The organism is Alcaligenes endophyticus (genome assembly GCF_026344035.1).
GTDB lineage: Bacteria > Pseudomonadota > Gammaproteobacteria > Burkholderiales > Burkholderiaceae_B > Alcaligenes > Alcaligenes endophyticus.
On record NZ_JAPKND010000011.1, the window covers coordinates 1 to 24,922 of the forward strand.

General features: G+C 49.8%; 27 protein-coding genes and 1 pseudogene. 7 read left to right on the forward strand and 21 right to left on the reverse strand.

The window, feature by feature from the left end:
• From OSH01_RS15465 to OSH01_RS15505, 9 genes and pseudogenes are all read right to left on the reverse strand, one after another.
• Nucleotides 1–248, reverse strand: a pseudogene (locus tag OSH01_RS15465) (hypothetical protein); the annotation flags it as partial.
• Nucleotides 249–257: 9 nt separating this feature from the next.
• Nucleotides 258–674 (reverse strand): CopD family protein, encoded by a 417-nt coding sequence (locus OSH01_RS15470; protein ID WP_266125035.1) that lies wholly within the window; start codon nt 672–674, stop codon nt 258–260.
• Nucleotides 674–1,984 carry a glutamate-5-semialdehyde dehydrogenase gene (locus OSH01_RS15475; RefSeq protein ID WP_266125036.1) on the reverse strand — a complete coding sequence of 437 codons (1,311 nt, stop codon included), beginning with the start codon at nt 1,982–1,984 and terminating at the stop codon, nt 674–676. The genes OSH01_RS15470 and OSH01_RS15475 overlap by 1 nt, the downstream gene beginning before the upstream one ends.
• A 75-nt stretch (nt 1,985–2,059) precedes the next feature.
• On the reverse strand, nt 2,060–3,130 hold the full coding sequence (gene holA, locus OSH01_RS15480; RefSeq protein ID WP_266125037.1) for a DNA polymerase III subunit delta: 1,071 nt from the start codon (nt 3,128–3,130) through the stop codon (nt 2,060–2,062).
• 8 nt (nt 3,131–3,138) lie between these two features.
• Nucleotides 3,139–3,696 carry an LPS-assembly lipoprotein LptE gene (locus OSH01_RS15485; RefSeq protein ID WP_266125038.1) on the reverse strand — a complete coding sequence of 186 codons (558 nt, stop codon included), beginning with the start codon at nt 3,694–3,696 and terminating at the stop codon, nt 3,139–3,141.
• Nucleotides 3,697–3,766: 70 nt separating this feature from the next.
• A complete protein-coding gene (gene leuS, locus OSH01_RS15490; protein ID WP_266125039.1) occupies nt 3,767–6,424 on the reverse strand; it encodes a leucine--tRNA ligase in 2,658 nt (885 codons plus the stop codon).
• Between the two features lie 197 nt (nt 6,425–6,621).
• Nucleotides 6,622–6,789: a 50S ribosomal protein L33 gene (gene rpmG, locus OSH01_RS15495; protein WP_266125040.1), complete on the reverse strand. Its 168-nt coding sequence runs from the start codon at nt 6,787–6,789 to the stop codon at nt 6,622–6,624.
• A gap of 37 nt (nt 6,790–6,826) precedes the next feature.
• Nucleotides 6,827–7,063, reverse strand: coding sequence for a 50S ribosomal protein L28 (gene rpmB, locus OSH01_RS15500; RefSeq protein ID WP_266125041.1), 237 nt, complete (start codon nt 7,061–7,063; stop codon nt 6,827–6,829).
• 178 nt (nt 7,064–7,241) lie between these two features.
• Entirely contained in the window at nt 7,242–8,441 is a 1,200-nt protein-coding gene (locus OSH01_RS15505) for a Bcr/CflA family multidrug efflux MFS transporter (RefSeq protein ID WP_266125137.1), read from the reverse strand.
• A gap of 199 nt (nt 8,442–8,640) precedes the next feature.
• Between OSH01_RS15505 and OSH01_RS15510 the strand changes: the two genes are divergently transcribed.
• Nucleotides 8,641–9,903: a class I SAM-dependent methyltransferase gene (locus OSH01_RS15510; RefSeq protein ID WP_266125042.1), complete on the forward strand. Its 1,263-nt coding sequence runs from the start codon at nt 8,641–8,643 to the stop codon at nt 9,901–9,903.
• Here the strand turns inward: OSH01_RS15510 and OSH01_RS15515 are convergent.
• The 4 genes from OSH01_RS15515 to radC form a co-directional block, all read right to left on the reverse strand.
• Complete coding sequence (locus tag OSH01_RS15515) at nt 9,895–11,340, reverse strand: MATE family efflux transporter (RefSeq protein WP_266125043.1); 1,446 nt, start codon at nt 11,338–11,340, stop codon at nt 9,895–9,897. The genes OSH01_RS15510 and OSH01_RS15515 overlap by 9 nt on opposite strands.
• A gap of 4 nt (nt 11,341–11,344) precedes the next feature.
• Nucleotides 11,345–13,108 (reverse strand): ArnT family glycosyltransferase, encoded by a 1,764-nt coding sequence (locus tag OSH01_RS15520; RefSeq protein WP_266125044.1) that lies wholly within the window; start codon nt 13,106–13,108, stop codon nt 11,345–11,347.
• 199 nt (nt 13,109–13,307) lie between these two features.
• Entirely contained in the window at nt 13,308–13,574 is a 267-nt protein-coding gene (locus OSH01_RS15525; RefSeq protein ID WP_266125045.1) for a type B 50S ribosomal protein L31, read from the reverse strand.
• Between the two features lie 195 nt (nt 13,575–13,769).
• Nucleotides 13,770–14,441 carry a RadC family protein gene (gene radC / locus OSH01_RS15530; protein ID WP_266125046.1) on the reverse strand — a complete coding sequence of 224 codons (672 nt, stop codon included), beginning with the start codon at nt 14,439–14,441 and terminating at the stop codon, nt 13,770–13,772.
• Between the two features lie 51 nt (nt 14,442–14,492).
• Between radC and OSH01_RS15535 the strand changes: the two genes are divergently transcribed.
• From OSH01_RS15535 to OSH01_RS15545, 3 genes are read left to right on the forward strand one after another with little or no spacing between them, the layout of a single operon-like run.
• Nucleotides 14,493–14,969 (forward strand): FKBP-type peptidyl-prolyl cis-trans isomerase, encoded by a 477-nt coding sequence (locus OSH01_RS15535; RefSeq protein WP_266125047.1) that lies wholly within the window; start codon nt 14,493–14,495, stop codon nt 14,967–14,969.
• A complete protein-coding gene (gene ispH / locus OSH01_RS15540; RefSeq protein WP_266125048.1) occupies nt 14,969–15,943 on the forward strand; it encodes a 4-hydroxy-3-methylbut-2-enyl diphosphate reductase in 975 nt (324 codons plus the stop codon). The genes OSH01_RS15535 and ispH overlap by 1 nt, the downstream gene beginning before the upstream one ends.
• 59 nt (nt 15,944–16,002) lie before the next feature.
• On the forward strand, nt 16,003–16,872 hold the full coding sequence (locus OSH01_RS15545) for an NAD(P)-dependent oxidoreductase (protein ID WP_266125049.1): 870 nt from the start codon (nt 16,003–16,005) through the stop codon (nt 16,870–16,872).
• 35 nt (nt 16,873–16,907) lie between these two features.
• Here the strand turns inward: OSH01_RS15545 and OSH01_RS15550 are convergent, their stop codons facing one another.
• Nucleotides 16,908–17,669, reverse strand: coding sequence for a MipA/OmpV family protein (locus tag OSH01_RS15550; protein ID WP_266125050.1), 762 nt, complete (start codon nt 17,667–17,669; stop codon nt 16,908–16,910).
• Between the two features lie 313 nt (nt 17,670–17,982).
• On the opposite strand from OSH01_RS15550, the gene OSH01_RS15555 reads away from it, so the two are divergent.
• From OSH01_RS15555 to OSH01_RS15565, 3 genes are all read left to right on the forward strand, one after another.
• Complete coding sequence (locus OSH01_RS15555) at nt 17,983–19,404, forward strand: YdgA family protein (protein ID WP_266125051.1); 1,422 nt, start codon at nt 17,983–17,985, stop codon at nt 19,402–19,404.
• Between the two features lie 135 nt (nt 19,405–19,539).
• Complete coding sequence (locus tag OSH01_RS15560) at nt 19,540–19,905, forward strand: SUI1 family translation initiation factor (protein ID WP_266125052.1); 366 nt, start codon at nt 19,540–19,542, stop codon at nt 19,903–19,905.
• A 48-nt stretch (nt 19,906–19,953) separates the two neighbouring features.
• Nucleotides 19,954–20,151, forward strand: a complete 198-nt coding sequence (locus tag OSH01_RS15565; RefSeq protein ID WP_266125053.1) for a hypothetical protein — start codon at nt 19,954–19,956, stop codon at nt 20,149–20,151.
• A gap of 13 nt (nt 20,152–20,164) precedes the next feature.
• Here the strand turns inward: OSH01_RS15565 and OSH01_RS15570 are convergent, their stop codons facing one another.
• From OSH01_RS15570 to purD, 7 genes are all read right to left on the reverse strand, one after another.
• Complete coding sequence (locus OSH01_RS15570) at nt 20,165–20,467, reverse strand: DsrE family protein (protein WP_266125054.1); 303 nt, start codon at nt 20,465–20,467, stop codon at nt 20,165–20,167.
• A 60-nt stretch (nt 20,468–20,527) separates the two neighbouring features.
• Complete coding sequence (locus OSH01_RS15575; RefSeq protein WP_266125055.1) at nt 20,528–21,139, reverse strand: Maf family protein; 612 nt, start codon at nt 21,137–21,139, stop codon at nt 20,528–20,530.
• A gap of 8 nt (nt 21,140–21,147) precedes the next feature.
• On the reverse strand, nt 21,148–21,618 hold the full coding sequence (gene rlmH / locus OSH01_RS15580) for a 23S rRNA (pseudouridine(1915)-N(3))-methyltransferase RlmH (protein WP_266125056.1): 471 nt from the start codon (nt 21,616–21,618) through the stop codon (nt 21,148–21,150).
• Between the two features lie 62 nt (nt 21,619–21,680).
• Nucleotides 21,681–22,079, reverse strand: a complete 399-nt coding sequence (gene rsfS, locus OSH01_RS15585) for a ribosome silencing factor (RefSeq protein WP_266125057.1) — start codon at nt 22,077–22,079, stop codon at nt 21,681–21,683.
• Between the two features lie 23 nt (nt 22,080–22,102).
• Nucleotides 22,103–22,696, reverse strand: coding sequence for a nicotinate (nicotinamide) nucleotide adenylyltransferase (gene nadD, locus OSH01_RS15590; RefSeq protein ID WP_376918090.1), 594 nt, complete (start codon nt 22,694–22,696; stop codon nt 22,103–22,105).
• The gene (gene hemF / locus OSH01_RS15595) at nt 22,696–23,604 is read right to left on the reverse strand and encodes an oxygen-dependent coproporphyrinogen oxidase (protein ID WP_266125058.1); all 909 of its coding nucleotides are present in this window, start codon (nt 23,602–23,604) and stop codon (nt 22,696–22,698) included. The genes nadD and hemF overlap by 1 nt, the downstream gene beginning before the upstream one ends.
• 23 nt (nt 23,605–23,627) lie before the next feature.
• Nucleotides 23,628–24,917 (reverse strand): phosphoribosylamine--glycine ligase, encoded by a 1,290-nt coding sequence (purD, locus tag OSH01_RS15600; RefSeq protein WP_266125059.1) that lies wholly within the window; start codon nt 24,915–24,917, stop codon nt 23,628–23,630.
• Between the last annotated feature and the right edge of the window lie 5 nt (nt 24,918–24,922).

Sequence of the window (24,922 nt, forward strand, 5' to 3'; positions counted from 1 at the left end):
CGTCGGGGAGCATCGCCCTCACGACGTTCAAAACGGGGTTTATCCCGCTGTCCAAAGCCAGTCTCGGTTTTTGGTTTGTAGCTAATTCGTTCTGTGGTGCTACCTTGCCCTTTATTCTGTTGTTTTTCATTCTGAATTACAACACGAGCACGGGCTCCGGATCGTTGAGTGCGATCTGCCGGGCGTGGTCGTTGGGTAGCGGCCTTCTTGCTGAGGCTAAGCGTTTTACGTTCTTTTTGGTCTGACATGAACTGATATTAAAAAGGTTTGACCACTACTAGAATGAGGACCAGCAACAGCACCAGCACCGGAAATTCATTGAACCAGCGGAAAAAGAGGTGGGTACGAGTATTCGTATTTTGGGTGAAGTGGCGCAGGTAGCGGCCACAAACACCATGATAAGCAAATAAAGCTAGGACGAGCAGTAATTTTGCATGCATCCATAGTTGTCCGCGCCCTATGCCGTAATAAAGCCACAAGCCTAGTCCTGTGGCTAGGGTGAGGATGGCAAGAGGCGCCATGAATCGGTAGAGGCGAGCTGCCATACCTAGCAAGGTGCTGTAGCTGCCAGAGTCTTGGGTTTGGGCTAGGTTGACATAAATACGTGGCAAGTAAAAAAGGCCAGCAAACCAAGAGGTTACCATTAAAATATGTATGGTTTTTAGCCACAGCATCAGGCTTCTCCGCGTAGCTGTCCGTCGCCTTGCAGCACCCACTTGTAGGTGGTTAGCCCCTCTAGGCCAACCGGGCCGCGAGCATGCAAGCGATTGGTGGAAATGCCAATTTCAGCACCTAGTCCATACTCAAAGCCATCGGCAAAGCAGGTGGGTAAGTTAACCATGACAGAACTGGAGTCGACCTCAATTTGAAATTGACGCGCAGCGCTTAGGTTTTCGGTGACAATCGCTTCGGTATGTTGCGAGCTATAGAGACCTATATGTTCTATGGCTTGATGGATATCGTCGACGATACGTATGGCTAGAATCGGTGCTAGATACTCGGTTTCCCAATCTTCTTGGCTAGCAGGCTGTATATACTCAACCAAGGCTTGGCTACGCTCACAACCACGCAATTCGACGCCTTTTGCTTGCAAGGCTTGCGCCACAGCAGGTAAGAATGCTGGAGCAATTTGATGATGCACCAGTAAAGTTTCCATGGTTCCACAGATGCCGTAGCGATAGGTTTTGGCGTTGAGGGTGATGGCATGGGCTTTGTCTAGTTCGGCATGCTGATCCACATATACGTGGCAGTTTCCATCTAGGTGTTTTATCAGGGGTACAGTGGCCTCTTGACTGAGACGTTCAATGAGGCTTTTCCCCCCACGAGGCACGATAACATCGACGTAGTCTGTCATGGTGACTAGCAAACCAACTGCCGCACGATCGGTGCTTGGTACGACTTGCACAGCGTGTTCGGGTAGGCCTGCTTTAGCTAAGCATTGGCTGATGATGGCGGCTAAGGCGAGGTTGGAGTGTATCGCTTCACTGCCTCCTCGCAATATGGTGGCATTACCTGATTTCAAGCAAAGCGCCGCGGCATCAATAGTGACATTGGGGCGGGATTCGTAAATAATCCCAATCACCCCTAATGGAACACGCATTTGAGCGACCTGCATTCCGTTGGGACGACTACGTGTTTGACTGACTTGCCCGACGGGGTCATCCATATCAGCAATTTGACGCAAACCGGCAGCCATTGTGGCAATAGCTTTATCAGATAAGGCCAGACGCTCTAACATGGCAGGCTCTAGGTTTTTTGCGCGGGCGGCTTGCAGGTCTAGCTCGTTGGCCGTTTGTAATATGGTTTTTTGTTCTGTTAGGGCATCGGCCATGAGACGCAAGGCAAGTGCTTTTGCTTTCCCTGAGGCGCTGCGCAATTGCCTAGCAGCTGCTGTGGCTTGTTGACCTAATTGCTGCATCAATTGCGTTAGGTCTTGAGTTTCGGTTGAGGCAGTAGCAGTAGTAGTCGTAGATATAGGCTTCATGTCGGGCACTCTGTTAAGACAGAATTGATTATCGCAACAAAACCTTCTTTAGGGGAGTAGTTGCTAATAGAGTAGTTAAGCGGCCTTGGCACGGCCTTGGGTGAGGACAGCAATGCGCAAGCTTAACCTACGCAACTCCTCCCATGGATCAGCGAGTTTTCCATCAGGCTTTAAGCCTTTGATCAGTTTATCCAAGTCGTGCAAGTGTTGTATGGCGGGGTACCAAGCGGAGACAGGTATGTTCTGCAAGGCGCGCCGTAACAATTGTTCGCGAGGGCCAAAAACGCGAAATTGGCGTAGCAAGCCGCTGATGTCTTGGCGTTTTGCTTGTGCTTGGGCCAGCCTAGCTAACAGACGAACTTCCTCACCTATGGCCCAGAGCACTAAAATCGGGGTTTCCCCTTCAGCTTGTAAGCCATCTAATATGTTTAGGGTTCTGGCGGCTTGACCGCTCATCATGGCATCGCGTAAGTCAAAAATACTATAGCGCGCTACATTTAGTACAGCATGTTCGAGTTGCTCTTGGCTGATAGGGCCTGGCGGGTAGATAAGTGCTAGTTTTTGTATTTCCTGGAAGGCTGCTAATAAGTTGCCTTCTACTTTATCGCTCATCCATTCTAAACTAGGTGATTCTAAGCTTTGTGCTTGGCGTGTGAGGCGCTGAGCAATCCAATGGGCGAGGGCAGGGCGCCCTACCGTGGCCACTTCTGTCCAGCAAGCAGCCTGCTCTAGGGCTTGACACCATTTGGTGTTTTTTGTCGCACGGTCTATGCGCGGTAGTTGAAGAATGACGGTGGTATCGATAAGTTGATTCTGCGCCGCCATATTGGCCAGTTGTATTAGCGTATCGGCGCCTATCTTACCCGGTTTTCCTCCGGGTAAAGACAGGTCAACAAGACGTTTGTCGCCAAATAATGATACGTTTTGCGTGCTGCCTAGTACGGCTGACCAGTCAGATCGCGCGTCCAGAGTGAAGCGCTGTCGTTCAAGATATGAGAGTCTTGTTGCCGCTGCACGCAGAGCATCGCAGGCCTCTACAAGCAGCAAAGGCTCATCGCCACTAATGACATAGAGGGGCGCTAAGCTTGCGAGCTGAGGATTTTGTAGCTCTTGTATCAGGTGTTCATGATCTAGCTTGCGTTTCATAAGCAAACTCAAGGCAAATCGCGCGCAGGTAAATACTCTTGTAATTCATTGTCAGAGTCTTGATGGTCTAGCGCGTAATGATAGGCGGAGATAACATCTGGTGAGCTCAGTTGACGTACGATGCGGTTGACTAATGACATTTCCATATCTTGGAAGATGAGTGTTATTTCACTTTCTTTAGCCTGTATCGCATAGGGATCATAAGGAACTTCGCGAATAGTAGTGAGCATGGTAGGAGGGAGAATTTCGTTCCCATCCCGATCGCTAAGGCTGAACTGATAATTTAAGGTAAGCTCGTACTCTTCGACTAAACCCTTAGCATCAATAGAGATTTCACGTTGCTGTCTGTCGTACAGAAGCTGGTTGAGTTGCACTTGAGCTTGGCGTGGTTCTGAGACGAAACGTAAATTAGGTGAGCTAGCCCGCAGCGAACGACGTAATTGGGCTCCAAAGGCGGTGTTATCGCTAATGTTGGTATAAATGGTGTGAAAAGGCAGTGGTGACACACCTTTTAAGTGAAAGCCACATGCACTAAGCAGGCTGATCACAGCCAGCAGCGCAGCCACAAGAGCCCACCGTAAATGGTTACGATGAAGGCTGATTGAACAAGATAAACTGCGCTGGGCTGGGTGCATACTAACCTACAACGTTAACAAGTTTGCCGGGAACGACAATGATGCGCTTGGGGGCGCGCCCTTCTAAGAACTTCTGTACAGACTTATGTTCAGCGGCCAGTTGCTCTATGCTTTCTTTACTCGCTCCGTGTGCCACACATAAGGAGCCGCGCAATTTGCCGTTAACCTGTAGCATAAGCTCGACCTCGTCTGCGATGAGCGCTTGCTCATCCACTAAGGGCCAGCTAGCGTCAAGCATATCGCCATGTTGGTCAGCCCAGCCTAGTTCGCGCCATAAGTGCCAACTAATGTGGGGGACGACCGGATAGAGTACCCGCAGTAAAATGGATGTGGTTTCTGCCAGAGCCGCGTGAGAGGCAGGGGTATCAGCCCATTTGGCGGACTCCAACGTATTCAACATTTTCATGCACGAAGATACCACGGTATTGTAGTGAATCCGTTGATAGTCGTAATCGGCCTGTTTGAGTAAGCCGTGAACTTCCAGACGTACGCGTTTAGCCTCGGCATCAAGCTCTGACCAGTTCTGAGCTTGTTGCATGCCTACTTTTAAGTCGTCTGCCTTTTGATGGCAGAAAGCCCAGAGACGGCGTAAGAAGCGGTTGGCACCCTCTACCCCTGAGTCAGACCACTCTAGAGTTTGCTCGGGCGGACTAGCAAACATGATAAATAAACGAGCTGTGTCGGCCCCCATGGTGTCGATCAAGGTTTGCGGATCGAGCCCATTATTTTTGGACTTTGACATAGTGCCTATGCCACCGTATTGAATCTGTGATCCATCGGATTTTAGGCGCGCGCCGATAATGGCCCCTTTTTCATCGTACTCATTATCTACGTCTTCAGGCCAGAAATACTCTATGCCTCCTTGTGGAGTGCGACGAGAGTAAATATGGTTCAATACCATGCCTTGACAAAGAAGCTTGGTGAATGGCTCGTCTACTTTTATCAAGCCCATATCACGCATGACCTTGGTCCAGAAGCGTGCATACAGTAAATGCAGTACGGCGTGTTCGATACCGCCTATGTATTGATCCATAGGCATCCAGTAGTCGGTGCGGGCATCGACCATGGCTGTGTCGTTATTAGGAGCGGCATAGCGCAAGAAATACCATGAGGAGTCCACAAAGGTGTCCATGGTATCGGTTTCGCGTTGGGCCGCTTTACCGCAGCTTGGGCAATCTACGTTGAGAAACTCAGCGTGTTTATTTAAAGGGTTACCGCTGCCATCAGGGATGAGCTCTTCAGGCAAGATAACAGGCAGATCTTTTTCTGGCACGGGCACCGGTCCACAGTCTGGGCAGTGGATGATGGGAATAGGTGTGCCCCAGTAACGTTGACGCGAAATACCCCAATCGCGCAGACGGTAGGTAGTTTGCTTTTCGCCTAGATTGGCAGCTTGCAAGTCAGCAGCAATGGCGTCAACCGCTTCGGTATGTGTCAGACCATCGTACTTGCCCGAATTAATTGTTTTGCCCTGTTGTTTATCGCCATACCAATCTTGCCAAACCGTAGTGTCGTAGTTTTTATCTTCTACGGCGATGACTTGTTGTATTGGTAGGTCATATTTAAGCGCGAAAGCGAAGTCGCGCTCATCATGGGCCGGCACTCCCATGACGGCACCGTCACCGTAGCTCATGAGCACATAGTTGCCTACCCATACCTCTACATCAGCACCGGTTAGCGGGTGACGTACAGTCAGCCCAGTAGGCATGCCTTCTTTTTCGCGTGCGGCCAGGTCGGCTTCGGTAGTGCCTCCCTTTTTACATTCTTCAATGAAGTCGCTTAACGCAGGGTTTTGTTGGGCGGCATGTTGAGCTAGGGGGTGCTCGGGAGCCACCGCACAAAAAGTGACGCCCATAATTGTATCGATGCGGGTGGTAAAGACAAACAATTGTCCGTCTTGTATGAGTTCACCTTGGGCATTGTGGATGTCGTGGGGGAAGGCAAAGCGTACACCTTGGCTTTTTCCTATCCAATTTTCCTGCATGAGACGCACACGCTCAGGCCACCCAGGTAAGCCGTTTTTCACCGTATCGAGTAGCTCTTCGGCGTAATCAGTAATGCGCAGGTAGTAGCCAGGGATTTCGCGTTTTTCTACTAAAGCACCTGAGCGCCAGCCGCGCCCATCAATCACTTGCTCGTTCGCCAGTACGGTTTGGTCAACCGGGTCCCAGTTTACAGTTTGCGTTTTGCGGTAGGCAATGCCTTTGTCCAGCATCTTTAAAAATAGCCATTGATTCCATTTGTAGTACTTAGGATCGCAGGCACACATTTCGCGTGACCAGTCTATTGCTAAACCCATGGCTTGCATCTGCCGCTTCATGTAGGCGATGTTATCGTAGGTCCATTTGGCAGGCGGCACTTGTGATTTGATTGCCGCGTTTTCAGCGGGCATGCCAAAGGCATCCCAGCCCATAGGCATAAGAACGTTGTAGCCGCGCATACGTAATTGTCGCGCCATCATGTCATTGATGGTGTAGTTGCGGACGTGTCCCATATGTAGCTTGCCGCTTGGATAGGGCAGCATGGAACATGCATAATATTTAGGCTTGAGGCTGCCGTCGGCAGCGGTCAGGTTTTCTTGTGCGCGGTACACATCACGTGCTGCCCAATCTTGTTGAGCAAGCTGTTCGACTTCGCTGTGGCTATAACGTTCCTGCATGGGATGGCTTGAGTGATAGAAGTTATTAAATAGAAGATCATCTGATTATACGGGGCAATGACATTATGGTCAGGGCCTTGTATCAGATAGAGGATGCTGGTGTGCTAGAAAGCAAAAAAAAACCCTGCATAAAGAGCAGGGCTTTTTAGATCGGCCTGTTGGCCGTCAGGCTATTCGTGCCTGCACAGCAATACAAATCAACGTAATTTGGTTTCTTTGTATTCAACGTGCTTGCGAACAACGGGATCAAACTTTTTGATCACCATTTTTTCTGGAGTGTTGCGCTTGTTTTTGGTCGTTGTGTAGAAGTGACCTGTACCAGCACTGGATTCCAGTTTGATTTTTTCGCGGATACCTTTTGCCATGATGAGCTCCTGCTTAAATGTTTAAAAGGAACGCGATTTAGACGCGTTCGCCGCGAGCACGCATTTCTGCTAAAACGGTGTCAATTCCGTTTTTATCGATTGTGCGGATAGCGTTGGCGGATACACGCAGGCGAACCCAGCGGCTTTCGCTTTCAACCCAGAAGCGACGCGATTGCAGATTAGGCAGGAAGCGGCGCTTGGTTTTATTGTTGGCGTGCGAAACATTATTGCCCGTTATTGGGCCTTTTCCGGTAACTTGGCATACGCGTGCCATGGTCATACCCCTTAGAAATCTGAAATCGGCCTCCCAGCTAGGGGAATTTGTACTTGGCAATCGGAAGTAGTAAGGCCGAATGCGGTGTGGCCAATAGTAAAAAGTTGGTAAATTATTTTCTGCTGCAGATTCACTGATTTGAACCGCAAAGAAAGCTATTCTAATACGGCAGAACCCATTAGGGCAAGTTTTCTACTTGAATTTTAAGCGCTTTGCGGCCAAAGAACCACGATAGGCTGACACATACGGCCAGTACAGTGGTTAAAGGGAGGGCACTATTGCTGTGCCAACTGCTTACTGCTAGCCCGGCTAAGGCACCAGCTAGCATCTGTAAAGTGCCCATTAAGGCAGATGCAGTGCCAAGGCGTTTGCCTTGCGCCGAGAGGGCGAGGGCAGCGGCATTAGGGTTAATGAAGCCTTGGCAGGCCATGAAGCCCAGCAAGACTATCATGAGAGTAGTCAAAGTGAGGGCGCCGCTAAGCGTGAGCATGACGCCAGCGAGCACGAAAATAATTTGTACATTTTGCGCCACGCGGAGCAGCTTTTCGGGGGCGTAGTACTTTAATAAATAGGCGCTAACTTGTGACGTGAAAATCAAGGCGGCGGCGTTGGCACCGAAGTAAAAACCAAAGTGTTGGGGGTTTATTTCAAATAAGTGGATAAAGACGCGTGGCGATCCGGCTATATAAGCGAACATGCCTGCCGAGGCGATGCCTCCAGCTAGAGAAAAACACATAAAACTACGGTGTTGCAGCAAGCTTAGGTAGTTATTGGCGATATGGCTGGGTTTCAGAGGGAGCGCCTTTTCTTTTGGCATAGACTCTTGTAGAGAAAGCACTGTGGCCAGTAATAGCGCCCCGCCAGTAAACACCATGACACTAAAAATACCGCGCCAGTCGCTAAACAGCAAGACCTGTGCTCCGATCAGCGGCGCTAAGATAGGCATCACTCCCATGATCAGCATGAGCAAGGACATGGCTCGTGCCGATTCACGAGTGTTTAGTCGATCACGTATTACGGCGCGGGGGATCGCCATGCCAGCCGCGCCACCAAATGCTTGAACAATACGCCAGAAACTGAGGTGCTCAATGCTATTGGATTGGGCACACATGAACGAAGCAAGAGTGAAAATAACCAGCCCTAGGATAAGCGGTGGTTTGCGCCCAAAACGGTCTGCCACGGGGCCATAAAATAGCTGAGCAAGCGCTAAGCCCAATAAATAGCTCGCAAGAGTACGCTCTACCAGCCCCGGTTCGGTTTGTAAGCCCATGGCTATGGCCGAAAAGGCGGGTAGATACATATCTATGGCGAGAGGGCCGATAGCCGTGAGTAATCCTAAAAGTATGAGCCAGCGTGGAAAAGGGGTGTTTTGCAGCATGTTGCGTTTTTGCAGTATTGTTGTTGTGGAGGTAGGGCTGAGACGGGGTGGCATAGAACTACGCCACTTTCAGTGATAAATTGATATTCAGCTTATACCAACGATTTTAGCATGTGGATGTTCAGGGCCTGGCCGCTCTGATATCAGGTCAAGAGCGCAGTGTTTGAGCATCTTTGTTTTGCGTACAAAGGAGGCCAAGTTGAGTTCTATATCTTCAGCACTACAAGCCAAGTTGGAGCAGCTTTCCGTTCCAACTCAAGTAACTTTGCCAAGTGGCGAAACGGTGGGTAGCAGTGATGCCCGCGTGCATTTAATAATTAAAGATAATGCAACCCTTGCACAGTTGGCGGCAGGGCAGTCGGGATTACTGGGGCAAGCGTACGTCGAAGGGGGGCTAGATTTCGAGGGTTCAATGCGCGATCTCATGCAGCTAGCGAGTGATGTCTTGCCTGGATCACCCGTTGAGGCTGCGCGGGCGGGATGGTTAACCTCGCTCATTGCGCACTTAACGTCTGTGTGGCGTCATACGCAGCAAAAAGATGCTGAGCAAATTCGTTTTCACTATGATTTGTCGGATGATTTCTATGCTTTATGGCTAGATCCTAAACGGGTGTATTCATGTGCGTACTACCGTGAACCAGAAATGAACCTGGCTCAAGCCCAAGAAGCCAAGTTAGACCTCCTATGTCGTAAGCTACGTTTGCAAAGCGGCGACCGTTTTCTAGATGTAGGTGCTGGCTGGGGCGGGTTACTAATCTGGGCAGCCGAGCATTACGATGTGCACGTTACCGGCATTACGTTGTCTGAAAATCAACATGCGTATGTGAACCGTTTAATTATCGATAAAGGTTTGCAAGGGCGCGCACGTATGGAACTGATGGATTACCGTGATTTGGATGAGCATCAGGCCTATGACAAGCTAGCATCAGTAGGAATGTTTGAGCACGTGGGCAGAGCGCAACTAAGCGCTTATTTTGCGAAGCTTGGTCGCTTAGTGAGGCCGGGCGGTTTGATTCTAAATCACGGCATTACTTCTGGTGGTGTGGATAATCCTCAGTTGGGCGCAGGAATGGGAGACTTTATTGAAAAATATATTTTTCCAGGGGGGGAGCTTACGCATATCAGTCATGTGTTGCGGCATCTGGCGGAAGGGGGGCTAGAAGAGCTAGATGTTGAAAATCTGCGTCCTCATTATGCCCGTACGCTTTGGGCTTGGAGTGATGCATTGGAGGAAAAGCTGGCTGAAGCAGCCGCAACATTAAACTCTGAGCAAGGTATGAAGTCGTTGCGTGCGTATCGAGTGTATTTAGCCGGGTGCGCCATGGGCTTTGAGCACGGGTGGATAGCGCTGCATCAGGTATTGGCTCAGCCTCAAGTGGCTGGGCGTAAAGACGAGTTGGATTATCCGTCTGATCTGTCTTATCCGTGGCGGCGAGATTACATATACCGAGGTTCAGCTTAAGGGAGCATCCGGATCAGGTAGGTTTATACGCCGCTTTGATTTAGGATAGGTTCGCAAAACATGTGTATACCAAAGCAGCAATAGCACCGCGGATAGGCCTAACCCTGAGCTGGACATCAACCACATGCTGCCTGCACCAGAAGGCATATTGGGGGATAGACGTAAAAGGAAGTTATCGAGCTGGCCTTTGCCCGGCCCAAAGCCCAGCCACCAGCCGCCCCCCAAACCCACCCCGCTTAAGGCAATAATTTGCATAAGCATCGGGATAAAAGCAATTTTATATGCGCGCAATATGTAGGTGACGACGCACTGCAGGGCATCACAGAAATGAAATAAAGGCAGCAGCTGTAGCAGGGCAAGAGCCATCACCACTACCTCTATGTCATTGCTGTACAGTTGCGCTAAAGTGCCTCGAGTGGCCAGCAATAAACCAGCGGTGAGGCAGGCGAATAAAAATACAATTACCACTCCATAATTACCCGTGATACGAGCACGGTGTAATTGACCCGCTCCGATAGCCTGAGCAGTGATGGAGGCAGTGGCGACTCCTATTGCCATTGGAATCATAAAGGAAACTGCCGCCAGATTAGCCATAATTTGGTGGCCACCGGATACAAACTTACCTTCACGGGCTACCAGTAGTGCCATGAAGGTAAAAGCAAAGATTTCGATAAGATAAGAGCCGCCCATGGGGATGCCTAAGCGTAAGAGCTCTTTTTGGTCACGCCACAGCGGGCGGCCTAGTTGCAGTTTGAAGCGTTGAAAAAAGGAGTCGCGCTTTAATAAAATAATGCCTGCGATCAGCATGAGCCAGGAAACAATGGTGGTGGCTAAGCCTGAGCCTACCGCTCCCATGGCGGGTAAGCCCCACTTGCCGAAAATCAGTAGCCAATTGAGCAAAGCCTTAAACAATACGCTGGCTAAGTTGATGAGCATGACCATTTTTGGCCTTGACACGGCGGTGCCTAAAGCGTAGATAGTGCGGAAAATTAGCGCGGCAGGCAGGGCTAAGATAAGGCTACGAAGGTACATCACGATTTTGTCATGTACTTCAGGCTCTAATTGTCCCGATGCGCTTAACCAGAGGTCCGGGAAGAGCAAAGCAATACTGCCGAGCGCGGTTAAAAACAAGGATAGCCAGACTCCTTGCCCCCACATGCGCCCAACCTCAAGGTTGTGATGTGCGCCGTAACTTTGGGCAAGAATGGGAATTAAGGCGTGTAAAACCCCCATAAGACCAATAAATACGGTGATGTAAATTGATACTCCCAAGCCCATCGCTTGCAAGTCTGCCGCACTGGCGTGGCCAGTCATTGCGGTATCCAGCACACCAAAAATAATGCTGGCCCAAGAGCCTAATAATACTGGCCAGGCTTGGTGTAGGATTTTGCTAGCCTGACGCCATGCTATCGGCGACAACAGCGCGGAAGAAAACATAAAACTAGTGAGGCTTAGGTAGGCGTATCAATAAAAAGGCTTCGTGACGGTCCGCTTCACGTTTGCCCTGCCATAGGATGTCAGCGTTGGCAGCGAGAGGGGCTACTTGTTGGCGTTGTAGGTCGCGCAGGGAGACTTGCTGTAAAACTAAAGAGCAACGTCGGTCAAAACTTAAGTTGATTTGCTCAAAGACGAGAAAGGAGGCTCGTTGACCAGACCCTACCCCTTCAGCACGTAAGCATTCACCGGCTTGCTGATGGGTGCGTAGCGCTTGGGCTAAGTCAGCCGACACGCTGCGATAGCTGCGTACATAATCTAAAGAAGGCATCCATAAAGTGACTAACAAGAGCCAGGTGGTAATAAGACCACCAGCAGATAATACTGTACCCCGTAGTAAGCCTGCCGGTCGAACCGACAAGCGCCAGCGTACGAGTAGAATCCAGGCGGCGGTTCCTACGAGTGCGATGAGAATGGCAGGAATAGAGATAAAGGTATCGTAACCTTGAGTTTGACGGGCAATGTTATGAGCAATTTTGCTAGGCCAACCAGTTTGTTGCGCTATCCAGCCTAACCAGACGGTAGCGGCAGTGAGCGAAAAACACATGATTGCAAACCAGTCTAGGGCATTGACAATGCCCCGGCGCAAAGTGGGTAAAGCAAATGCACCTAATAAAGCACAAGGCAAGACCAGTAAGGAGTACTCGGGCTCAAAAGAGCCTTGTATAAAAAGAAGACTGCTAAAGCTGGAGCCTAAAAATATTAATGGTAAGAGCAGGTGGGGGGCGCGTACCCAGGCTCTCCATTGCCATATGGCTAGTAAGGTTAGTGGCCAAGTGGGCCATAGAAACCAGGCTAAGTCGCGTAAAGAGTTCAGCAAAGCGGCAAAGCCGACCCAAGCAACGGATTGAAGATTCCATAACAGCCATTGCTGTGTCCAGTAAGGGCCTATTCGTTGGGCAGGAATCCACCATGCCATGACGATAGCAGTGGCGATAGCCAAGCTTAGCGCTAGCCATTTAGCGTGTTTTTGTAATGGTTGTACGAAGGCTATAGATAGCACGCTAGCCAATAATATGGGGCTAGCGCCCACTATGCCACGCGTTAAAAAGCACACCCCTAACGTGAGGCCCAGTAAAGCGGCCCCCGAGCCAGGGCGTTGAAACATACGTACTAGGCTATAGATAACGATTGCTTGGAAGCCAATCAGCGCCGGGACCTCGGAGGTCTCATGCATGCGCCAAATGATGCCTACGGTTGCCAGTGTAAGTAACAGCGTGGCATCAGCGATCATGCGCCCATAATCGGTAATAGAGGGCTCGCCTCCAAAGGGTAGGCGTACGGGCTGGGCTTCGGGACGTCTTCCGAGCCAATAGGAAGCCCGCCATAACCCTACACATAACAAGCCAAACCACAGTAGATTGGGCATGCGCGAGGCAATAATGGCAGCGTTTAGCTCACTGGTGAACAGAGTAAATACGGGAGCGAGCAGGCTGATGCTGAGGGCTCCAATCCACGTGGTGAAAGGTCCAGCCTCGGCATAGGCAAGATGACCTACCTGCGGGAGCAGCCATGCCTTTAATGAGCCATCATTGATGGCAGTAAGCATGGTTGCCAAACTGACGACATCATCCGTTTTCCATGGATCGCGGAAAAATAGGCCTGCCAGGATATAAATTAGCCCGGTTAGCACAAGGATTTGTCTTGGTAGCTTGACGGCTGCAGGCGCAGTGAGTCTTGCTGGAGTAGAAAATAGGGTGTTTGGAGGCACGTCTGGTTTATTAAGACTAAAAACAGCTATATCTTAAAGCAAATCAGCCTTATTGCTTGTTAAACCAGCAGTATGCCTGATTGTGGTCAACAGCAAGTGGCAGAGGGAAAATAAAGAACTGAAATAGATGCATTGATACCGTTACAGGTATAAAAAAAGGCAGCTTAATAGCCGCCTTTTTTTGCTCAATACCGACGTATTATTCGCCGCGGCGAACGGTACCTGCAGTGCGAGCAAAGCGGGCGCGGAACTTCTCAACGCGGCCGGTTTCTACGATGCGTGTTTGTGCACCAGTGTAGAAAGGGTGGGACTCGGAAGTGACATCACACTTGAAAAGCGGGTAGGTAACGCCGTCTTTCTCGATGGTTTCACGAGTCTGTAAAGTGGAGCGACTGATAAAGCTGTTGCCAGTTTGTTGATCCAAAAATACCACTTCACGGTATTCTGGGTGTATGCCTGCTTTCATGATGTGTTCCTGTAACTTGAAATAAGGATCGCCAGCAGAAAAATAAAAAGGCAGCTCTGCCACGTATCCGGTTAATCGCAAAAGTTTAGCATTGACTTCCGTGTTTACCAAGAAAAATAGCGTGCTGACGTCTTTAGGGGCATTTATTGCGGCATTTTTGCGCCATTGTTAAGTGGGTGGGGAAAGTGCATTGGTTTATATTTGCTTATGCTCAGCCATAGAATAGGCCTGTTGCCGGGTAATGATAAGGTGATCGACAAGTTGTACGTCGATGAGAGCAAGCGCCTGTTTAAGATGCTGGGTAAGGCGTAGGTCTGATTGGCTAGGAATGCACAGGCCAGAAGGGTGATTGTGGGCAAGGATAATCGCCGCAGCGTGATGTCGTATCGCCGCTTTGGCGATTTCGCGCGGGTAGACTGAGGCTTGGTTTAAGGTGCCTTTGGCGACCTCTTCGGTACTCAGTAGTTGGAACTGGGTGTCGAGATAAAGCGCCAGACAGTGTTCGATGGCTAAGGGGCCCAGATAGGCGATACAGTAGTTTTTGACAAGTTCGGGCCGGTTCAATAGCACCTTATCTTTCATGGCCTCAAGATTGACTCGTCGATGCAGTTCAGCGATGGCTAGAATTTCGCAACATTTTGCTGCGCCCACTCCGGGAATGCTACGCAGTGTGTGGGCGTCAGCGGTCAGTAGGCCTTGAATGCCTTGGCAATGATCAAGCAGACGTTGTCCTAGTTGAACAGCATCGCAACCTGGTAGACCAGTACGCAAAATAATGCCGAGTAATTCAGCAGTGGTAAGGACGGAGGCCGAGTGACTGAGTAAACGCTCACGCGGACGCGCATCATGGGGGGAACGGGCAGACATAGAGTAATCTGGCGTAAAATAGAGTTTAACGTTTACTTATGGTGATAGATTTTGAACGCGCCTACTAGCCCCGAGAAGGTAATTGTCCGTCCGGACTCCTACCTGACATTACATTACCGCATCGAGATCCTGACTGGCCCAGCAGCAGGCTCTGTTTTTACTGATACGTTTACGGAACGTCCTGCCACCTTGCAATTAGGCGTGGGGCAGTGGTCGCCCGGGATGGAGCAGCCATTATTAGGACGCGCCGAGCAGGAACAGTTTGAGTTTGTTTTACCCTGCGAGCAAGCCTATGGCGCCCGTAATCCAGACCTCTTGCAACGGGTTACGCGCAAGGCTTTGGCGACACATGCTCCTGAAGGTGAGCAGTTTGAGGCGGGTGAAATGATTGAATTCCATACGCCTGACGGTGGGCGTTACTCTGGGGTCTTGAAAGAACTCGATGAGCAGTCTGCGTTATTGGATTTTAATCATCCTCTGGCAGGCGCTGATTTGAAAGTTGAAGTTTATATTTTAGGGATTTTGTAATGTCTCACCTTGAAACGGCAGACCTTACTGAGGTCGTCTTGGCGCAGCCACGTGGTTTCTGTGCTGGGGTAGATAGGGCCATCGATATCGTGGAGCGTGCTTTAGAATTGCACGGCGCGCCTATTTACGTGCGCCATGAAATTGTGCATAACCGTTATGTGGTCGAGGATTTGCGTAATAAAGGGGCCATTTTTATTGCCCAGCTCGATGAGGCTCCAACCGGCGCGATCGTCGTGTTTTCGGCGCATGGCGTTTCGCGTGAGGTTCGAGCCGACGCAGAACAGCGTGGCCTGCGAGTCTTTGACGCGACGTGCCCTTTGGTAACAAAGGTGCATATAGAAGTGACACGTATGCGGGCGGATGGGCGTGAGATCATCATGATTGGCCATCAAGGCCACCCCGAGGTGGAAGGCACTTTAGGGCAGGCCGACGGGGGCATGTACTTGGTGGAAACACCTGAAGACGTGGCAAACTTGACCGTGACAAATCCCGATAAGCTGGCTTTTGTGACGCAAACGACATTATCGGTTGATGATGCACAACTGGTGGCTGAGGCTTTGCGCGCGCGTTTTCCTGCCATCGTTGAGCCGAAAAAAAGTGATATTTGCTATGCCACACAGAATCGTCAGGATGCAGTGAAGTTTATGGCTCCTCAGTGCGACTTGGTGTTAGTAGTGGGTAGTCCCAATAGTTCGAACTCCAACCGTTTACGAGAAGTGGCAGAACGTAAAGGTGCAGCGGCGTATCTGCTTGATAGCCCAGAACAAATAGATCCGTCTTGGCTAGAGGGGAAAAAACGTATTGGTGTGACGGCGGGCGCATCGGCTCCTGAGGTGTTGGTTGAGCAAGTTATACAGCGTCTGAAAGAGCTAGGTGTGCAGCGTGTGCGGCCACTCGAAGGGGTAGAAGAGACAATTTCGTTTCCGTTACCACGTGAACTCTCACGTAAAATCGAGAGTAATAATAAAGGATAAAATAATAGGGTGATGCTCATCGATTACTTGTCTATGAGCATCCCATAAGGGGACAGTGCATGAGGGTAGGCTTCTGTGGTTTGGGTCTGATGGGGCAACCTATGGTGGCACGCTTATTAGCTGCCGGCCATGAGGTCTATGTATGGAACCGTACGGCGGATAAAGCGCAGGCTTTATTGACCTTAGGTGCAAAGTGGGTCAGTACCCCGGCAGAACTTGCGCAACATTGTGAGCACGTGTTGTTGTGCGTTTATGATACGCAAGCAGTGCACGATGTCGTGTTTGGGGAAAGCGGCTTAGCTACTGTAAAGGGGGCTTTGCGTATCGTGGTAGACCACTCTTCCATCATTCCTGAGGCAACCCGCGATATGGCTGAGCGTCTGTGGGAGCAACGACAGGTGTATTGGCTAGACGCACCCGTATCAGGGGGTACTATAGGGGCTGAAAATGGTACCTTAGCGATTATGGTCGGGGGCGACGAGTTAGCCTTAGAAATTATAAAGCCAACGTTACATGCCTACGCGAGTCAAATTACGCATATGGGCGCAAATGGCGCTGGGCAAGTTACTAAGCTATGTAACCAAACTATCGTCGCTACGACGCTAAATGCCATTGCTGAGGCCATTAGTTTGGCCCAAGACAATGGGGTTGCGGCAGAGCGCTTGAACCAAGCCCTGAAAGGCGGGTGGGCAGACTCGGTATTACTCCAGTTGTTTGTGCCTCGTATGACCCAAGGCACGCAAGATACTAAAGCTAGCTTAGACACCATGCTTAAAGATTTAAATACCGTCGCTAGCCTAGCGCAGCAAAGCCACACTGCTATGCCAGTTAGTCATGCCGCGCAACAACAATATTGTCGGGCGCACCGAATGGGAATAGGCGGAAGCGATGTGGCCGAACTGATGAAGGTATTAGACGCTAGAAAATAGCGCCTATGTATCTTTATGGACTAGGTTCCTACTATTTAGAAACTGTAGCCTAGCCCCAGTCCACCAAATACACTACTTTTTTTCTCAACAATTGGGCTGTTTTTAGCATCACTAGTAAGATTATTGACTCCTACTAGGCCGTGTACATGCCAACTGTCGCTGAGCTGATGAGTGGCCAGACCATAAACAGAGTACGAGCGCATGCCAGCACTGGCTTGATAAGTGTGTAGGTTGCCGTTACTGGCGGCTGCTTCGTTGGGTTCAACCCCGAAGTATGTTTGCATGGCTTTTTTATTGGACCATTTTAATTCGGTTCCTACACGCAACTGGCTGGCACCCTCTTGCCACAGTTTATAGCTGATATCTGCGGTGAAGTTACTCCCGTAACCACTTTTTAGCGCTTGGTAATAACTGGCGTCGAGCACTACATCGCCTAGCTGTAGCGCTGTAAATACCCCTAGGTTGCCGTGACGGCTGATGTCATGCATACCATGTAGGCGTGCTGAGTCACCGGACTTACGAGCCTGTGATAAAGAGACGAAACTGCCTATAGTCCAGTTTTCTGTCAGTTCGGTTTGCACACCAGCGGCTGGCATGCCCGAGCGCGGACTTAAAAAGAAATGCCCATTGCGATGTTTTAATAGAGGACTAAAGCGTGTGCCATATTGGTTGGAACCTTCGTATTTGGGAAGAAAGCCAAGACCTACTCCAATGGTGGTGTTTTGAGCTAGGGCTGCGCAGGGCATGACACTGAGTATTAGCAGGGCGGTAAGAGACTTAGAGCGAGCGAAAAACATAAAGCTACCTTTCTTTTGTATAGCTAGGTGGATTGAGGGTAATGGTAACAATAATTTGCGATGCATAGAAACACCGCCGCACAAACTTTGTGTTTTCTTAAGAGTTTTTCTTTTTTGTGCTGAAGAAGCTATTTGAACTTCACTACTTTACAAATTTTATCAAAAAACCAGTGTGATGCCTGTGAGATAATGTTGGGTAGTAATGTATATGTGGTTGATGAGCAAGAGAGTAAATTTTTGATTTGCTTTTAGGTTTCATGTCGCCTACTACACAGGCAAACCGCTTTTGAGGTTTATTTCTAGGGGTAATGTAATGAAGAAAAGCACAGGCGTACTGACTCTAGTCGTCGCTCTGGCTGCTGCCTATACCGGTGCAAGTTGGTATGTGGGCACAAAGACAGAAAATGCAATTCGGGCGCAGATTAACACTGCCAACGAATACTTGCGCGCTCAAACTCAGTTTGAACAATTGAAAATTGAACTAGCTAGCTACAACCGTTCGATTTTTTCCGCCACAGCTTCTTATGTTTTGTCATTACGTGCGCAGGGTGAGCAAGAAACGTATGAGTTTATCTTAAACGATACGATCGCTCATGGCCCCATCCCTTTTGCTGCTGGGTCTTATGTGCCGGCTATGGCCGTCTCCCACCTTGAGTTGCAAAAAAATGCGACGGTGGAAGACTGGTTTGAGTTTACCGATGGTAAAACGCCTGTCTATGCTGACACAACAATTTCTTGGTCTGGTAAGGCGGACAGCACAGTGGAATTTTTGGGATTCAAAAAAGCCCAAGAAGAGTTCACCATGGATTTTAGTGGCGGACAGTTTATTACTGAGCTAGATAGCAGTGCTAAAAGCTATACAGGTAAATTTAACTTTGATCATTTTATATTGGACTCGATTGAAGATGAGCCATTTCAAATGACCTTAAATAAGTTATATGGCGACTTCTCTTATACGGGGCAGTTATACGTTGACGACAAGCAGCTAGGTAAGGTCGTTTTGGAAAAAGCGGAAATTAACGCTGAAAAGGCAAACCTATCTTTGCATGGCTTGGAAGTCACAGGCAATTCGGCTACGATCAATGAAATGCTGAGTGGTCAGGCCCGCTACGCCGTCAAGAGCATCAAGGTTAGCGATCAAGATATAGGTAATCTAGAGATAGGCGTCGCGCTGAGTAATTGGTATGCCCCTGCTGTAAAAAATATCACCGATGTACTCAACCAACTCTCAGCAGATCCTGATCTGGATAATCTGTCCGAGGCCGAGAGGCAGCAATTACTAAACGACTTACATGCTCTTTTAGAGCGTAAGCCTAGTATCACTATTGCTCCTGTACTTTGGGCTAACTCAGCAGGCAAGACTGATTTTGGCTTGGAAGTAAAACTACAGGCTCCATCGACTAAACAGGCAGATCTTGTTGATGTAATGGCTTGGAATGAGGCGCTGGAAGAGGCGCAGCTCACAGTACAAATTTCTCGCCCCATGTTAGAGCAAGTCATCAATGCAATGGCTCAGACAGACGAGGAGTTTGATTTGCCCGCCGTTATGGAGGCTCTTGATCAAGTCTTCGAAGCGGCTTCTGGCTTGGAAGCTATGGGCTTAGTGAAAATGACCGACGACGGTATGGAGAGTCGCATTATTTATCGTGGCGCCGAAGGCGGTACACTTAATATTAACGGTGTTCCAGTGCCTATGTCTGATTTGCTTATGATGGGCATGGGCTTGCTGATGTAAGAATAGTCCCACCTAGAAAAGAGAGGCTTTATCGCTTCTCTTTTTTTATGGCTATAGCTTTGATCACTCCTTGCTCGCCATAAACTAGGGTGAAGGCAGGGCAGTGGTACTGAAAAAATTGTTAAGAGATGAAAGATGAAAAAGTCCCGTTCGTTAGCGGATCAGCTATCAGGCTTGGTTTATAGCACTGAGCTTGGCAGTACGTGTCCTAATTGTCGTCAGGCATTGGAGGCTTGTACGTGTCAAGCGGTTGCAGCCAAACCGCCTCCAAGTGATGGCCGTGCTTGGGTGAGGTACGAAACCAAGGGAAGAAAAGGCAAGGGCGTGACCACTGTACAGGGTTTGCAAGTAACGGCAGAGCAGTTGGCAGAGCTCGCAAAGACGTTAAAAAACTACTGTGGAAGTGGAGGGACGGTAAAAGGCTGGATAATTGAAATCCAAGGTGAGCACGGCGATAAAATACTAGCTAAACTACGGCAATTAGGTTTTAAAACTCGCTGATTATAGGCTTGCATTAAGCAAGCCTGGGCGCTACCGAAGGTATATACCATGAGCAAAAAAAGTACGTATGATCCCGATGAAGAAGCACTAATTCAGTGGTGCATCGAGGTGGAGGGACTACTTGTGGCTGGCGGCGCAACACGCCAGCAAGCGCAAGAGTACATCGAAGAAGAGGCCGAGTGGTTTACTGATATGTATTACGAAGGCTTATCGGCGGAAGAAGCGGCACAACAAGCCTTTGAATAAAGGCTTAGCCCTGTCAGGCGTGAATATATATCCAGCCTGCATGCTGTAGCTGGACAAGTTCCGTGATGGCGCCCTGCTCCAATACCTGGAATGGGGTTGGGGCTTGCAGCGCTAGGCCACGCAGAGTATTAGGGCATAAAAAGGTGTAAGGGTCACACTCAGGTTTAGCTTGTTCAATAGCTTGGGCTACGGCCTTGGCATTGGCAATAATGCGTATTTCTGCCTCGGGCAAATCTTGGCGAAGATTCAGCGCATTGTTACGCGCGCGCTCTAAGGCATCAGCTTGGCTAGCGTGTATAACAACTCGTATTTTCACGATACAACTCTCACTAAAAAATGTATTGATGCTCTACTTGGAGCCGTTTTCTGATTTTTATCAACGTAGCAAGTGTGCTTGCTGTAACAGTTGATACGTTTCATGCATAGGTAAGCCCACCACAGCACTGTGGCTGCCTCGTAATTGCCTCACAAATATACCCGCTTGACCTTGAATAGCGTAAGCACCTGCTTTACCCATTGGTTCGCCAGTGTGGCAATAGGCGTGAATTTGCTCATGTGTTAACGCAGCAAAATCAATTTCACTGATGCTTAGCGCGTGATGGACGCGCCCTTGATAAGCGAGGCACACAGCGGTAAAGACTTGATGAGTTTGCCCAGATAACTGTTGTAGAAATTGTACTGCTTGTTCCGTGTCAAGGGGTTTTCCCAGAATAGTCTCGTTCAGTGCCACAGTCGTATCGGCGCTTAGTATGGCCGCATGCTGGTCAAGCTGGGCTTGCTGGTCACGCCAATGTAGGGCATGGCTTAACTTATCGGCGGCAGTTCGTTTCACGTAGTCCAGCGGGCTTTCCCCATCTAACCGGGGCTCATCCTCACCTTCAGGGCTAGGAACCTTAAGTACCGTATGCGGTACCTGCATTTGATTCAGAATGTCATGGCGCCTGGGGCTAGCGGAGGCGAGATACAGGGGAGCAAGTAAGCGAATCATGGTGGCTTTTAGCTGCGGTGGTAAGGATGCCCAGTAAGAATTGTCCAGGCTCGATAAAGTTGTTCCGCCAGCAGAATTCTTACCATAGGATGCGGCAAGGTGAGCGAGGATAGTCTCAGCATTTCTGGACAGGTGCGTTTTAATTCTGGATCTAAGCCGTCGGGGCCGCCTATCAATATGGCAACGTCTTTAAATTGGTCGCGCCAGTTTTGTAAACGCTGGGATAATTTGACAGTAGTCAGGTCTACACCACGCTCATCGAGGGCAATGCAATGTGCTTGAGCAGGAATGGCAGCGCTGATTCGTTTGGCTTCAGCGAGCATCATTTGTGCAGCTGTTTTTCCGCTGGTGCGCGGTTCGGCCTTGATTTCGTGTATTTCCAGACTGCACTCGGCCGGCATTCGGCGAGCGTACTCTTGCCATCCTTGCAGCACCCAATCGGGCATGCGTTGGCCTACGGCAATAATATGAATTTTCATGTGCAGAAAGTAGAAAGGCACTTGACCTGCAGGAGTGCAGGTCAAGTGGGGGTGATATAGGCTTAGTCTTGAAAATCGCTTTCGAAACTGCTGCCTAGGACTGTGCCTCGGGACTGGGGTAGCAAAGGTATGTCGACAGGGCGTTCGCCCCAAATTTCTTCCAGGTTGTAATAGTGGCGGATAGTGGGCTGCATGCAGTGCACCACAATGTCACCTAAATCAACCAGTACCCACTCGCCGGTTTCTTCACCCTCGTGGGCGAGTATGCCGAGTTTATGCTCTTTGGCTTTATCGATGACGCTATTGGCCAAGGAGCGAGTTTGGCGATTCGAGGTGCCACTAGCAATAATGACACGGTCAAATAGACCAGTTAAGTGCGAGGTGCTAAACACCTTGATGTCTTGAGCTTTGACATCTTCGAGAGCATCAATCACGATGCTTTGCATTTTTTCTATATTCATAAAAGAACTATACAGTGCTGTGCTTAATCTGTGTTGAGGTACAGATTATGTTGTTGGATATAACGCAGTACGGAGTCGGGAACGTAGTCGTTGATCTCCAGACCTTGTTGTATGTTTTGACGGATTTGTGTAGAGGAGATGGCCATCGCGTCCATTTGTATTATTTGCAGTTTCTTATTGGCTTGCAATAAATATGTCTGCAGTGCTTTAGGCGCAGCTAGTTCACTGCCTGGCCGTTGAGCAACCGCTAAGTTGACGTAGCGCAAAATGGCTTGCCAGTTTTTCCAAGTACAGAAATTATTAAGCTGATCACTGCCTAAAAGCCAAAAGTATTCGTGTCCGGCAGGAAGGTTTTGAACCGTATCTAAGGTATAGGTGGGGCCACCACGTTGAATTTCAATATCATTGATTACTAAGCCGGAGTGCGTTGCTAAGGCCAGCCGTAGCATAGCGAGGCGTTGATCAGGTGTAGCGCCCAGCGCTTGGCGTTGCCAAGGCTGAGCGGCCGGAATTAGTTGCACTTGATCGGCTTGTAATTGAGATTTTGCCTGTAAGGCCAATGCTAAGTGTGCATTGTGTACTGGGTCAAAGCTGCCGCCTAGCAAAGCTATCCGCATTATTTTAACCAGTCTCTAGGACGTAAGTACTGTGTCAATTCGGCCTCAGGTGAGCCGCTTGGAGCCTGCCAGTTGTAGCGCCAGTGAGCTTGGGGAGGCATGGACAGAAGAATGGACTCCGTTCGCCCACCCGATTGCAAGCCAAACAAGGTGCCGCGATCAAACACGAGGTTGAATTCCACATAACGTCCGCGCCGATAGGCTTGAAAGTCACGCTGGGCCTGTGTAAAGGGCAAGTTCATACGCCGCTCAACAATAGGGGCATAGGCTTTGATAAAACTACTCCCTACGTCTTGGGTGAGAGCAAAGCAGTGATCAAAGTCTGGGGTATTTAAGTCATCAAAGAAGATACCCCCTATGCCTCGCGTTTCATCGCGGTGCTTAAGGTAAAAGTACTCGTCACACCATTTTTTATATTCAGGGTAGTATTGCTTGCCGTGAGGATCGAGCGCTTGCTTGCATGTGTCATGGAAGTGGATGGCGTCCTCTTCAAACACATAGTAAGGCGTGAGGTCTAGCCCACCCCCAAACCAAAATACATCATTTTGTTCAGCATGTTGAGCTTGGGCACTGAACAAGCGCACATTCATGTGGGTGGTGGGGATATGCGGATTACGGGGATGTATCACCAATGAAACGCCCATTGCTTCCCAAGGGCGGCCAGCCAATTCTGGGCGGTGGGCGCTGGCCGAAGGTGGTAAGCGCATACCTTTGACATGGCTGAACAAGACGGCAGCTCGCTCAAAAAGCTCGCCGCCTTCTTGATAACGTGACAGGCCTCCTCCTCCTTCGGCCCGTTCCCAGGCGTCAGAGTGAAAGCGGCTGCCATCCAGGCTTTCCAGCTTAGAAATAATATCGGCTTGTAAACCAGTGAAAAACTGATGGGCGGTATCAATAGGTAAAGACATGTAGGGTTCAGTGTGAGCGGGGTTTAGCTTTCGGCGTTGGGGATCGCACGCCAGCCGATATCAGTGCGAAATTGCTTGCCATCGAAGTGGGTCTGAGCAATGGCTCGATAGGCTGCTTCTTGGGCACGGCGGATAGAGTCAGACATGGCTGTGACGCAAAGCACGCGTCCGCCCGTGGTTTGTAGATTACCATCCAGAATGTTTGTGCCCGCGTGAAAAGTAATGCATTCGGTAGTGTCTTGGGCTAATTGTGTGATGGTGTCCCCAGTGCGTGGGTTTTCGGGGTAACCATGGGCAGCAAGTACCACGCCGATTGCCGTGCGGCGGTCCCATTCTATGGTGGCTTGATCTAAGCGGCCTGCTAGAGCGGCCTCAAACACATCGACCAAATCGCTTTTTACTCGCATCATGATCGGCTGAGTTTCTGGATCTCCCATGCGACAGTTGTATTCCAGAACCTTGATGGGGCGGGTGGCGTCAGGGCCATCGCCGATCATCACGCCAGCATATAAAAAGCCGGAGTATGGAAGGCCTTCTTTGGCCATTCCATTCATGGTGGGCTGAATGACCTCGCGCATGATCCGATTATGCAAAGTGGGGCTAACAATAGGAGCGGGCGAGTAGGCACCCATACCACCCGTATTGGGTCCAAGATCATGATCTTTCAGGCGTTTGTGGTCTTGGCTAGTTGCCATAGGGAGCACGTTCTTGCCATCGCACATGACGATAAAGCTAGCCTCCTCACCAACCAAGCATTCTTCCACTACTACGCGCGCTCCGGCTTGACCAAACATGCCATCGTCAAGAATGTCGTCGATGGCCTGCAGGGCTTCTTCAAGGGTTGTGGCGACAATGACACCTTTACCTGCTGCTAGGCCGTCTGCTTTGACCACAATGGGCGCGCCTTGTTGACGGATATAGTCTTTAGCGGCTTGCGCGTCGGTGAAGGTTTGGTAAGCAGCAGTAGGTATATTGTGTCGCACCATGAAAGCTTTAGCGTAATCCTTCGAGCTTTCGAGTTGGGCCGCCGCTTGGGTAGGACCAAATATTTTTAGTCCGGCTAGGCGAAAAGCATCTACCACTCCAGCCGCTAAAGGTGCTTCAGGGCCTACGACAGTAAAGCCGATTTTTTCGCGAGTGGCGAATTCGACCAAGGCAGGGATGTCGGTAATATCTAGATTTTGAACCCGTTCTGCGTTGGCAGTGCCGCCATTTCCGGGTGCAACATAGACGGTTTGCACGCGGTTGGACTGGGCCAAACGCCAGGCTAAGGCGTGTTCACGGCCGCCGCTGCCGATGACAAGTAGCTTCATAGTGA